Below are 12,536 nucleotides of genomic sequence, written 5' to 3' on the forward strand. Positions count from 1 at the left end.
ACGTTGGATGTAAACCAATACTTAGATATCTTTTTAGATGAAAGCAGAGAACACTTACAAACTTGTAATGAAAAACTTCTTGATTTAGAAAAGAACCCAACCGACTTGCAGCTAGTGAATGATATATTCAGAGCGGCTCATACATTGAAAGGCATGAGTGCAACGATGGGCTTTGATGATATGGCTCACTTAACGCATCATTTAGAAAACATGTTTGATGCGATCCGTAATGAACAAATGATTGTCACTCCTGAGTCAATGGATACGATGTTCGAAGCACTCGATCATCTTGAAGCAATGGTTCAATCGATTGCAGAAGGAGGAGACGGGAAACGTGATGTCACAGAGATTAGTAAAAAGCTAGATGTGACAGGAAGCCATGCTGAGGCAGCTTCTAGCGTTGAAACAGCAGATGCATCAGCTGCTGCTAATGACTTAGATTATAACGAATTTGAACGAACAGTTCTTGATGAAGCGAGAGAGCAAGGCTTCAAATGCTATGAACTTAACGTGACATTAAGTGAAGCGTGCTTACTAAAAGCCGTTCGTGTCTATATGATTTTTGAAAGATTAAATGAAGCAGGCGAGGTTGTCAAAACCGTTCCAAATGCAGAACTGTTAGAATCAGAAGATTTTGAATCTGAATTCAGCATTTCTTATCTTTCTAAACAGCCGATGGACGAAGTGCAGAAAATCGTCACGGCGATCTCAGAGGTTGAGAAGGTTGAGATCTCTGAAGTCTCCGCATTTGAAGAAGCAGCTCCAGCTGAAAAACAAGAGGCGCAGCCTGAACAGAAAAAAGAAGAAGTATCCGTTCCTGCTGCGAAAGCGCCAGCAAATGATGCGCCAAAAGCAAATGGCAATAACGGTGCAGCTGCCGGCGGAACGAAAACAATTCGTGTCAACATCGACCGTCTTGATTCTCTTATGAATCTATTTGAAGAACTTGTGATTGATAGAGGCCGATTAGAACAGATTGCGAAAGAACTAGAAAATAACGAACTCACAGACACAGTCGAAAGAATGACTCGTATTTCTGGAGACCTGCAATCAATCATCCTGAACATGAGAATGGTACCTGTGGAAACTGTCTTTAACAGATTCCCGCGTATGATTCGTCAATTGACGAAAGAGCTTAATAAGAAAATTGAGCTTATTATTGAGGGTGCTGAGACGGAGCTTGATCGAACAGTGATCGACGAAATTGGTGATCCGCTCTTGCATTTACTCAGAAACAGTCTAGATCACGGGATTGAATCACCAGAAGAACGTGTGAAAAAAGGCAAGCCGGAAAAAGGTACGGTTCTATTAAAAGCGTACCATAGCGGAAACCATGTCTTCATTGAAGTAGAAGATGATGGCGGCGGAATTAACCGTAAAAAGGTGCTTGAAAAAGCATTAGAGCGCGGGGTTATCACAGAAAGAGAAGCAGAAACACTTGAAGATCATCAAATTGATTCATTGATCTTTGCAGCAGGATTCTCTACAGCTGATACGATTTCTGACATCTCAGGCCGCGGTGTAGGTCTTGACGTTGTGAAAAACAAGCTGGAATCACTTGGCGGATCTGTAAGCATTAACTCAACAGAAGGACAGGGTTCACTATTTTCGATCCAGCTTCCGCTTACATTATCGATTATTTCCGTTCTTCTTGTAAAACTAGAAGAGGAAACATTTGCGATTCCGATTTCTTCTATTATTGAAACGGCTGTCATTAAGAAAAGTGACATCCTGCAAACGCATGATCGTGAAGTGATTGATTTCCGCGGATTTATCGTACCGGTCGTGTACTTGAAGAAACAATTCCACGTACCAAATGCGAATGAATTAGAGGAAGAACTGCACATCATTGTTGTTCGTAAAGGAGACAAGCTGACAGCATTTGTGGTCGATTCATTTATTGGTCAGCAAGAGGTTGTATTGAAATCACTAGGAGATTATCTGCCAAACGTATTTGCGATATCCGGCGCAACGATCCTAGGTGACGGTCAAGTTGCACTCATCGTTGACTGTAATGCACTGATCAAGTAAAAAACAATAGAGGAGCGGTCTGAAATGAGTACAGATATCAAAACTGGCGAAAAGATGATTGTGTTTATCGTAAACAAAAAAGAATACGCCATTTCAGTATCAGAAGTAAAGTCCATTGAAAAATGGCAGCAGCCGACAAGAGTTCCTGGCGTTGCCCCTTATATATGCGGTGTTATTAATTTACGCGGTGTCGTGACACCTGTCATTGACCTGAGAGTCAGACTTGGTTCTACTGACAACGAAATTACAGATGAAACAAGAATGATCATTGTACAAGTTGGTGACATTGAAGTCGGCTGGATTGTTGATGAAGCAAATGATGTCATAACCGTCCATCAGGAAGAAGTAGAATCTTCTCCTGAATCAGCTGAAAAAGAAGGACAGTCATGGGTGACAGGTATCATTAAGCATGATCAGCGTCTTTTCAATATCATTCATGCCGGTGCTGTCCTCGACAAGAGCGTTCAAGGTGCACCTGTTCATTAAGGGGGATGTGAAATGAGCATTTTCAACGAAATTAAAGATGAACAGCTAGATATTTTAGGAGAGGTTGGGAATATCGGGGCAGGCCACGCAGCGTCTGCTCTTGCCAACCTATTGGATCGAAAAATCGATATGGCTGTTCCTTTTGTCAAGGTTCTCTCGTTTGAAGATTTAATGGATTTCTTTGGCGGTGCAGACCTTCCTGTTGCAAGTATTTTCCTGCGAATGGAAGGGGATTTAACCGGCTCAATCTTTTTCATTATGCCGTTTGAGCAAGCAGAGCAATTTGTAAGAGAGCTTGTCCAGGATCCGGCATTTGATATTGATACGATTCATGAACATGAGATGGGGACGTCAGCACTTCATGAACTTGGAAATATTTTAGCGGGCTCTTATTTATCAGCCCTTGCCGATTTAACCAAATTGCAGCTTTACCCAAGTGTTCCAGATGTCACGCTCGATATGTTCGGGGCTGTCATTAGTGAAGGGTTGATGCAATTCAGTCCTCTTGGGGATCAGGCGATTGTGATTGATACATCTATTTTTGATGATCAAAATAAGCAAGAGCTGAAAGGAAATATGTTTCTATTACCAGACTTTGAATCGTTCGAAAAACTATTCAAAGCATTAGGTAACCTATAATGAACGTGCAAATTCCGGCAGTTGTAAAGGTTGGTATTGCGGATGTTCAGCTTGTTAAATCACCGGACCGCATTCGGACATCCGGTCTTGGTTCCTGCGTAGGGCTTGTCTTGTTTGATCAAGACAAAAAGCTGGCAGGCCTTGTCCATGTTATGCTTCCAGATTCCTCTCTTTCAAAAGGGGCGGTGGAGAACTTGGCTAAATATGCAGATACAGGTGTCAAGCATACAATTGATCTGCTCTTAAAAGCAGGCGCACGCAAACATGCGCTAAAGGCAAAACTTGCTGGCGGAGCGGAAATGTTTAAGTTTAAGTCAACCAATGATCTAATGAGAATTGGACCTAGAAACGTTTCAGCTGTAAAAGAACATCTGTCTCTTCATCATATCCCGATTATTAGTGAGGATACAGGCGGAAACAGTGGCCGTACAATCGAATTCGATCCGCTTACGGCAGAGCTTGAGATCCGTACTGTGAAGCAAGGCATTATGAAGATATAACTAAGGAAGTATAGGGGGATAAAGATGCAATCCTTAAATTACGAAGATCAGGCGCTATGGGCTAGATGGAAAGAGTGGAAAGACCCAGCTGCTGGAGATGATCTTATGCGCCGCTATATGCCGCTCGTCACATATCATGTTGGAAGAATTTCCATCGGTCTCCCGAAGTCAGTGCATAAAGAAGACTTGATCAGTCTAGGGATGCTCGGTTTATATGATGCCCTTGAAAAATTTGATCCCGGAAGAGATCTGAAGTTTGATACATATGCATCCTTCAGAATCCGCGGGGCCATTATCGACGGTCTTCGTAAAGAGGACTGGCTGCCTCGTACATCAAGAGAAAAAACAAAAAAAGTAGAAGCGGCTATTGAAAAGCTTGAACAGCGTTATTTGCGTAATGTGACGCCGACAGAGGTGGCTGAGGAACTCGGCATGAGTGAACAGGATGTCGTCACAACGATGAATGAAGGATTCTTTGCAAATCTGCTCTCAATCGATGAGAAGCTGCATGATCAAGAAGACGGAGAGAACGTCCAAGTCATGATTCGCGACGAGAAGTCTGTGACTCCAGAAGAGAAAATGCTGAAAGATGAATTAATTGAACAGCTTTCTGAAAAAATCACAGAGCTTTCAGAAAAAGAAAAGCTTGTGATCAGTCTTTTCTATAAAGAAGAACTGACATTAACGGAAATCGGTCAAGTGCTCAATTTATCTACTTCGCGCATTTCGCAAATTCATTCAAAGGCCTTGTTCAAGCTTAAGCATCTGCTTGATAAAGCCATTCAATCTTAAAGAGTTAGTGAGTGAAAAAATATGTTATGGCTGATTAGCTTCATGCTTCATGCTGCACTTATTTATTTTGTGATTATTTTATATACGAGAATGAATTCGCTGAAGGCAACAGAACAAAAGCAGCGAGAACTTCTAGAAGAAACGGAAAATACCCTGGCTGCATTTTTGATGGAGGTCAAAGAAGAGAATGACAAACTATCAAAAGTGGCAGCCGCTTCCCCTGATTTTTCTGCTGAAGAGCTGAAATCGGATCTTCAGACACCAAAGCAGCCACAACCACCAATTGAATCCCAGCAATCGGTCGAAAGTGAAGATCCCGTACCAGAGCACCTGTCGGCTCTCCTTAGCGAAGTTGAGGTGCAGGAAGAGAAGGTAAACGAACCCGTTCCACAACTTGAAACAGAGGCTTCTCTGCCTTCTAAAAGTGAAATAGAAGAAACATTCGAGGACCAAGTGAAGACCCTATATGATGAAGGGCGGTCACTAGAAGAAATAGCGAAAGAAATGAAAACTGGCAAGACAGAAATCGAGCTTTTATTAAAATTTAGCGGAAAGCTGTAAAGGATTCTTGATTGTCAGTCCATCATGTGTTATATTATTTCTTGGTGTTAAATACACACGCTTAATGATTCGTATAAAGGTGCTGCCGTGGCGCAGTTTTATGTGAACATGACTTAAGCGGAGGAAAAAAAACCATTATATTAGGAGGCAACAAAATGTCAGTTATTTCTATGAAACAATTGCTAGAAGCTGGTGTTCACTTCGGTCACCAAACTCGCCGTTGGAACCCAAAAATGAAGCGTTACATCTTTACAGAGCGTAACGGTATCTACATCATCGACCTTCAAAAAACGGTGAAAAAAGTAGAGGAAGCTTACAACTTCACGAAAAACCTTGCTGCTGACGGAGGAAAAATCCTTTTCGTTGGTACGAAAAAGCAAGCACAAGATTCAGTGAAAGAAGAAGCAATCCGTTCTGGTATGTTCTATGTGAACCAACGCTGGCTTGGTGGAACTTTAACAAACTTTGAAACAATCCAAAAACGTATTAAACGTTTAAAAGATATTGAAAAAATGCAAGAAAACGGTACATTCGAAGTTCTTCCTAAGAAAGAAGTCGTTCAACTGAAAAAAGAATTAGAGCGTCTTGAAAAATTCCTAGGCGGAATCAAAGACATGAAGAGTCTTCCGGATGCACTTTTCATTATCGACCCTCGTAAAGAGCGTATTGCAGTTGCAGAAGCTCGTAAATTGAATATCCCAATCATCGGTATCGTTGACACAAACTGTGATCCAGACGAAATTGATGTTGTGATCCCTGCAAACGATGATGCAATCCGTGCTGTAAAACTTCTAACTGCTAAAATGGCAGATGCGATTCTTGAGTCTAAACAAGGCGAAGAAGAAGCTGTTGTAGAAGAAACGACAGAAACTGAAACAACAACTGCGTAACCTATTCAAAAGGTGATAAGAGGGAAATGCCTTTTATCACCTTTTTTTCACCTAGTAATCCGTGTTTTAACATAGAAGGAGGAAATGTAAAATGGCAATTACTGCTCAATTAGTTAAAGAACTGCGTCAAAAAACTGGTGCAGGTATGATGGACTGTAAAAAAGCGTTAACAGAAACTGATGGTGACATCGAGAAAGCAATCGACCTTCTAAGAGAAAAAGGAATCGCAAAAGCTGCGAAAAAAGCAGACCGTATTGCGGCAGAAGGATTAACTCTTATCAAAACTGACGGCAACACAGGCGTGATCCTAGAAGTGAACTCTGAGACTGATTTCGTTGCGAAAAACGAAGGATTCCAAGCACTTCTTAACGAACTTGCTGATCATTTGCTTGCTGCTAAACCTGCAACACTTGAAGAAGCTCATGCTTCTAAAATGGAAAACGGTTCAACAGTTGAAGAGCATATCACATCTGCAATTGCGAAAATCGGAGAGAAAATCACTCTACGCCGTTTCTCTGTCATCACAAAAGAAGATAATGCTGCATTCGGTTCTTACCTGCACATGGGCGGACGTATCGGTGTGTTAGCTGTTCTTAACGGAACAACTGACGAAGAGCTTGCAAGAGACATCGCAATGCACGTTGCAGCTGTAAACCCTAAATACATTTCTCGTGACCAAGTGTCAGAAGAAGAAGCAAACCGTGAGCGTGAAGTATTAACACAGCAAGCGCTTCAAGAAGGAAAGCCTGAAAACATCGTAGCTAAAATGGTAGAAGGCCGTCTAAACAAATTCTTCGAAGAAATTTGCTTACTTGACCAAGCGTTCGTTAAAAACCCAGATGAAAAAGTGAAACAAGTTGTAGCTGCGAAAAACGCAACTGTTCAAACTTATGTTCGCTATGAAGTGGGCGAAGGTATCGAAAAACGTCAAGACAACTTTGCTGAAGAAGTTATGAGCCAAGTGAAAAAATAATGTTTGAAAAGCTCTCTGGGGCTTTTTTAGGGAGCACAAGCACTGTGTTCCCTATTTTTTAGAGGATATTGATTTACAAAAGGCAGTTTCTTACGCATAATAAGAGACGGTATAGTATACACTTGGAGGTTATCATGAGCAAACCGAAATATAATCGCATTGTACTGAAGCTAAGTGGCGAAGCACTAGCGGGTGATGCTGGAAATGGAATTAACCCAACTGTCATTCAATCAATTGCAAAGCAAGTAAAAGAAATTGCAGAGCTTGATGTTGAAGTTGCAGTCGTTGTAGGCGGAGGAAACCTTTGGCGCGGGAAGACAGGCAGTGATCTAGGAATGGACCGTGCAACAGCAGACTACATGGGGATGCTGGCAACAGTGATGAACTCACTGGCGTTACAGGACAGCCTAGAAACGCTTGGCATTCAGTCTAGAGTGCAAACCTCTATTGAAATGAGACAGGTTGCAGAACCATACATAAGAAGAAAAGCGATCCGTCATCTTGAGAAGAAACGTGTCGTCATTTTTGCTGCTGGAACAGGGAATCCTTATTTCTCTACAGATACTACAGCAGCACTTCGAGCAGCAGAAATTGAAGCAGATGTCATTTTAATGGCGAAAAATAATGTAGATGGTGTCTACAGTGCTGATCCTCGTACAGATGCGGATGCAGTAAAATATGATAAGCTTTCATATCTTGATGTACTTAAAGAAGGGCTTGCTGTAATGGATTCTACTGCGTCCTCATTATGTATGGACAATGACATTCCATTAATCGTCTTCTCCATTATGGAAGAAGGAAATATTAAACGTGCCGTAAACGGCGAATCAATCGGAACGATCGTGAGGGGGAAATAACGTGTCAAAAGAAGTATTGAACCAAACGAAAGAAAAAATGGAAAAAGCCGTACAAGCGTACGGACGTGAGCTTGCAACTGTTCGTGCAGGCCGTGCGAATGCTTCACTGCTTGATAAAGTGACAGTGGATTATTACGGTGCACAAACACCGCTTAACCAAATTGCGTCGATCACAGTGCCAGAAGCACGTATGCTGATTATCACACCTTACGATAAAACAGCAATCGGTGATATCGAAAAAGCGATTCAAAAGTCTGATCTTGGCATCACGCCAACAAGTGACGGAAATGTGATCCGTATTGCGATTCCTGCGCTGACAGAAGAAAGACGTAAAGAGCTTGTGAAAGTCGTAAAAAAATACTCAGAAGAAGCAAAAGTAGCTGTTCGTAACGTGCGTCGTGATGCAAACGATGATTTGAAAAAGCTTGAGAAAAATGGGGAGATCACTGAAGATGAATTAAGATCATCAACAGAAGATGTCCAAAAATTGACAGATGAATATGTCGCTAAAATTGATGACGTGACGAAAGATAAAGAAAAAGAAATCATGGAAGTTTAAGAAAAAACTATGTACAATAGATAATAGTGAAAAGACCCTCTTCATGTTTACAGGGGGTTTTTTTGTTAATACTGTTGATGACTATATTATTTAGCGGGAACGCAACCTTTTTGGGTGATGGAGGAATCTCATGCTCAATATACTCAAAAATTGGAAGAATCAGCAAACAGCAGCTTCCAACTTAGAAAGCCTGACAAAAGAAGACATATTAAATGGAGAAATTCCTGAACATATCGCCATTATCATGGATGGGAACGGAAGATGGGCGAAAAAACGTGCTCTTCCACGGGTAGCAGGTCATCATGAAGGAATGAAAGTCGTCAAGCGCATGACAAAGCTTGCAAATGAGCTGAATGTCAAAGTGCTGACTTTGTATGCTTTCTCTACGGAAAATTGGAAACGTCCAAAACTAGAAGTAGACTTTTTAATGAAACTTCCTGAAGAATTTTTAAACATCTACCTGCCTGAACTCATCGAGGAGAATGTCCGTGTGCGTTTAACAGGTGATCCAGACGGCCTCCCGCAGCATACGAAAAAAGCGGTAGAGAACGCAGTAAAGAGTACGGCGAATAACGACGGGCTCGTTTTAAACTTTGCGCTCAACTATGGAGGGCGCACAGAAATCGTCTCCGCATGCAGACAAATTTCTGAAAAGGTCAAAGAAGGTAAGCTTCGAGCAGAAGACATCACAGAAGAGATGTTTTCAGCTTATTTAATGACAGAATCTCTTCAAGATCCGGATTTGCTCATTCGCACGAGTGGAGAAATTAGATTAAGCAACTTTATGCTTTGGCAAATTGCGTACAGCGAGTTTGTCTTTACGGATGTGCTTTGGCCTGACTTTTCTGATGAGCACCTTATAGGCGCTATCGGAGAGTACCAGCGCCGCGGCCGGAGGTTCGGTGGAATTTAGAGGGTGGTGCAGATGAAACAAAGAATTTTGACGGGTGTTTTGGCAGCTGCAGTCTTTTTGCTTGCAGTTATATATGGACAGATGCCATTTACCCTGCTGATTTATTTAATGGGAAGTGTCGCTCTCTTTGAGCTTTTAAGAATGAAAAAGATCTCGATTTTCAGCTTTCCTGGTATTGTCAGCTTAATATTGCTTTGGCTTTTAATGGGCGGAGACAACAGCTTCTTCCCAAACGTGGACGCATCAAAAATGCAGATTGCTTTATTTGCAGTCTTAATACTTTTAACTTATACAGTTTTGAGCAAAAACTCTTTCACTTTCGATGAGGTTGCTTTTGTTGTATTAGCCACATTATATATTGGCGTTAGTTTCTATTATTTTATCCAAATTAGAGGCTTATATGGCATGAGTGCGATCTTCTTCGCAGCAGTGATTATTTGGTCTACTGACTCAGGAGCCTATTTTATTGGAAAATCTATGGGGAAACGAAAGCTTTGGCCAGAAATCAGCCCAAACAAAACAGTAGAAGGATTTATCGGCGGAATCGTCACAGCGGTCGTGTTGTCACTTGTGTTTCAGGCGGTTACAGGATTTTTGCCATCATATCTGCTTGTGATGTTTATTACTCTTTTACTCAGTATCTTTGGACAGCTTGGCGACCTTGTTGAATCTGCTTTAAAGCGTCATTATCACGTGAAGGATTCAGGGACAATTCTCCCTGGCCATGGCGGGATTTTGGACAGGTTTGACAGCTTTTTATTCGTTCTGCCGTTTTTATACTTACTGCTCGCAACGTTTGCCAGCTAACCTCATAGAAACTTATTGAACGAGAGAAGGAGTGGCAATTTGAAATATATTTCGCTATTAGGCGCAACAGGATCAATTGGAGAACAAACGTTAGATGTGATCAGTCAGCACCCGGACAAGTTTAAGCTGAAAGCCATGACATTTGGCAGAAATATAGCAAAGGCGATTCCGATCATTGAGCGCTTTCAGCCTGAATTCGTCGGCTGTGTAGACGAAGAAACCTATCACATGCTAAAAAATCATTCATTTGCATACGATGTGAAGCTGGCTGCTGGTGATGAAGCCAACATCGAGGCAGCGACCTATGATGCAGTGGACGTAGTGGTCAATGCACTTGTAGGAAGTGTTGGACTTGTTCCAACATTAAAGGCCATTGAACAAAAAAAGACGATTGCTCTCGCAAATAAGGAAACACTTGTGACAGCTGGTCATATAGTAAAAGAGTACGCTAAAACATATGATGTACCTTTACTTCCTGTCGATAGTGAGCATTCCGCTATTTTTCAATGCCTGCAAGGTGAACAAGCTAAAAATATTGAACGCTTAATCGTGACAGCTTCAGGTGGTAGTTTCCGAGATAAAAAACGAACTGAACTTGAAGGTGTTACGGTTGAAGAAGCGCTGAACCACCCGAACTGGTCGATGGGAGCGAAAATCACCATTGATTCAGCGACGATGATGAATAAAGGGCTCGAGGTGATCGAGGCACATTGGTTGTTTGATATCCCTTATGAACAAATTGATGTGCTGCTACATAAAGAGAGCATTATCCATTCGATGGTGGAATTTCACGACAAAAGCGTCATGGCTCAATTAGGGACACCTGACATGAGAGTGCCTATTCAATATGCACTCACATACCCTGACAGGGCGCCGTTACAAGAAGCGAAATCATTGAACCTTTGGGAGATTGGACAATTGAATTTCCAAAAAGCGGATTTTGACAGGTATCGCTGCTTACATTTTGCTTATGAATCAGGTAAAATAGGAGGGACAATGCCTGCTGTACTTAATGCAGCAAATGAAATGGCAGTCGATGCATTTCTGAAAGGCAAAGTAACGTTCCTGCAAATTGAAGAATTGATTGAAAAGGCACTAATCAGACATCATGTGATTTCAACGCCTAGTTTGCAAGATATCCATGAAGTGGACAAAGATACACGAGACTTTGTTCAATCAATCCTCACATAAGGTGGTATGTTCGTGAATACAGTGATTGCGTTTATTATTATTTTTGGAACGCTCGTTTTTTTCCACGAGCTTGGCCATTTAATTATGGCGCAGCGCGCGGGGATTTTATGCCGCGAGTTCGCAATTGGTTTTGGGCCGAAGATTTTCTCCTTTAAACGAAAAGAAACCGTTTATACCATTAGACTTCTCCCTATTGGCGGATTTGTTAAAATGGCTGGAGAGGACCCTGAAGTTATCGAAATTAAACCAGGTCATACAGTGGGGCTCTTATTCAATGAGCAAAATGAAGTAGAAAAGATCATTTTAAATGATAAAGAAAAATATCCTGATGCACTTGTCATCGAAGTTGAGCAGATTGATTTAGATCATGCTATGAGAATCTCGGGATATGAAGCTGGAAATGAAGATATTCTGACTGGCTACAATGTCAGTCAAACAAGCTTCTATATTGCAGATGGTGAAGAAATTCAAATTGCACCATACAATCGTCAATTTGGTTCAAAAACAGTTTGGCAGCGAATTAAAGCCATCGCAGCTGGACCGATTATGAACTTTATCCTGGCGTATGTGATTTTGGTTGCTTTAGGTTTTATTCAAGGGGTAACCGTTGATGATCCTGTACTCGGTAAGCTGACGAAAGACGGCCGGGCGGCTGAGGCTGGACTCATGCAGGGAGATCACATCGTGTCCATTAACGGCGAGAAAATGAATTCTTGGACAGACGTCGTTCAAACAGTTCAAAAGAACCCTGAGAAAAAAATGAATGTCGTCATTGACCGAGACGGCAAAGAAAGCACTGTGCAGGTTGTACCAGAAGCTGTAAAAGCAGATGGGAAAAGCATTGGCCGTTTCGGATCATATCCGCCAACGGAAAATGGATTTTTGAAAGTTATTTCATCTTCTGGAACAACTGTCATTTCAACGGCAGGTCTGATCTTAACGAACTTGCAAAAAATTGTCACAGGACAATTTTCACTAGACATGTTAGCAGGTCCTGTTGGAATTTATGACATGACAGGAGAAGTAGCCAAACAAGGTGTGTTAACATTAATGCAGTTTGCGGCGTTCCTCAGTATCAACCTAGGCATCGTGAATTTGTTACCGATTCCTGCATTAGACGGAGGACGTTTACTATTCTTATTTGTTGAAGCCATTCGCGGTAAACCAATTAATCGTGAGAAGGAAGCACTTGTTGTCTTTATCGGTGTTGCTTTCCTCATGCTGTTAATGTTAGTGGTAACGTGGAATGACATTCAGCGGTTATTTTTATAAAAACCATTCTCTCTTGTTTCTCATTCCGGGAAACAAGAGTTTTTGTGAGAAGTCCTATTTCATAA

General features: G+C 41.6%; 14 protein-coding genes. All 14 read left to right on the forward strand.

Features of this window, described 5'->3' with window-relative positions; all coding sequences use genetic code 11:
- Positions 1-3: 3 nt before the first annotated feature.
- The 14 genes from H7F25_RS06810 (at position 4) to rseP (ending at position 12,471) form a co-directional block, all read left to right on the forward strand.
- Positions 4-2,031 (forward strand): chemotaxis protein CheA, encoded by a 2,028-nt coding sequence (locus tag H7F25_RS06810; RefSeq protein ID WP_024424158.1) that lies wholly within the window; start codon positions 4-6, stop codon positions 2,029-2,031.
- A 24-nt stretch (positions 2,032-2,055) separates the two neighbouring features.
- On the forward strand, positions 2,056-2,517 hold the full coding sequence (locus H7F25_RS06815; protein ID WP_024424157.1) for a chemotaxis protein CheW: 462 nt from the start codon (positions 2,056-2,058) through the stop codon (positions 2,515-2,517).
- 12 nt (positions 2,518-2,529) lie between these two features.
- Positions 2,530-3,156 (forward strand): chemotaxis protein CheC, encoded by a 627-nt coding sequence (locus H7F25_RS06820; RefSeq protein WP_024424156.1) that lies wholly within the window; start codon positions 2,530-2,532, stop codon positions 3,154-3,156.
- The gene (locus H7F25_RS06825) at positions 3,156-3,656 is read left to right on the forward strand and encodes a chemotaxis protein CheD (protein WP_024424155.1); all 501 of its coding nucleotides are present in this window, start codon (positions 3,156-3,158) and stop codon (positions 3,654-3,656) included. The genes H7F25_RS06820 and H7F25_RS06825 overlap by 1 nt, the downstream gene beginning before the upstream one ends.
- 24 nt (positions 3,657-3,680) lie before the next feature.
- Positions 3,681-4,448 carry a FliA/WhiG family RNA polymerase sigma factor gene (locus H7F25_RS06830; RefSeq protein ID WP_024424154.1) on the forward strand — a complete coding sequence of 256 codons (768 nt, stop codon included), beginning with the start codon at positions 3,681-3,683 and terminating at the stop codon, positions 4,446-4,448.
- Positions 4,449-4,469: 21 nt separating this feature from the next.
- Entirely contained in the window at positions 4,470-5,009 is a 540-nt protein-coding gene (locus H7F25_RS06835; RefSeq protein ID WP_024424153.1) for a hypothetical protein, read from the forward strand.
- 155 nt (positions 5,010-5,164) lie between these two features.
- Positions 5,165-5,899, forward strand: a complete 735-nt coding sequence (gene rpsB / locus H7F25_RS06840; RefSeq protein WP_024426991.1) for a 30S ribosomal protein S2 — start codon at positions 5,165-5,167, stop codon at positions 5,897-5,899.
- 91 nt (positions 5,900-5,990) lie between these two features.
- The gene (gene tsf, locus H7F25_RS06845) at positions 5,991-6,872 is read left to right on the forward strand and encodes a translation elongation factor Ts (protein WP_024424151.1); all 882 of its coding nucleotides are present in this window, start codon (positions 5,991-5,993) and stop codon (positions 6,870-6,872) included.
- A 134-nt stretch (positions 6,873-7,006) separates the two neighbouring features.
- Entirely contained in the window at positions 7,007-7,729 is a 723-nt protein-coding gene (gene pyrH, locus H7F25_RS06850; protein ID WP_008344767.1) for a UMP kinase, read from the forward strand.
- Position 7,730: 1 nt separating this feature from the next.
- Complete coding sequence (gene frr, locus H7F25_RS06855; RefSeq protein WP_024424150.1) at positions 7,731-8,288, forward strand: ribosome recycling factor; 558 nt, start codon at positions 7,731-7,733, stop codon at positions 8,286-8,288.
- A gap of 130 nt (positions 8,289-8,418) precedes the next feature.
- The gene (locus H7F25_RS06860; RefSeq protein WP_024424149.1) at positions 8,419-9,201 is read left to right on the forward strand and encodes an undecaprenyl pyrophosphate synthase; all 783 of its coding nucleotides are present in this window, start codon (positions 8,419-8,421) and stop codon (positions 9,199-9,201) included.
- A 12-nt stretch (positions 9,202-9,213) separates the two neighbouring features.
- Positions 9,214-10,008 carry a phosphatidate cytidylyltransferase gene (locus H7F25_RS06865; RefSeq protein WP_024424148.1) on the forward strand — a complete coding sequence of 265 codons (795 nt, stop codon included), beginning with the start codon at positions 9,214-9,216 and terminating at the stop codon, positions 10,006-10,008.
- A gap of 39 nt (positions 10,009-10,047) precedes the next feature.
- On the forward strand, positions 10,048-11,199 hold the full coding sequence (gene dxr, locus H7F25_RS06870; protein WP_024424147.1) for a 1-deoxy-D-xylulose-5-phosphate reductoisomerase: 1,152 nt from the start codon (positions 10,048-10,050) through the stop codon (positions 11,197-11,199).
- A 6-nt stretch (positions 11,200-11,205) separates the two neighbouring features.
- Positions 11,206-12,471, forward strand: coding sequence for an RIP metalloprotease RseP (gene rseP, locus H7F25_RS06875; protein ID WP_087975441.1), 1,266 nt, complete (start codon positions 11,206-11,208; stop codon positions 12,469-12,471).
- The last annotated feature ends 65 nt before the right edge of the window (positions 12,472-12,536 follow it).

The sequence above is a fragment of the Bacillus sp. PAMC28571 genome, assembly GCF_014250435.1.
GTDB lineage: Bacteria > Bacillota > Bacilli > Bacillales > Bacillaceae > Bacillus > Bacillus safensis.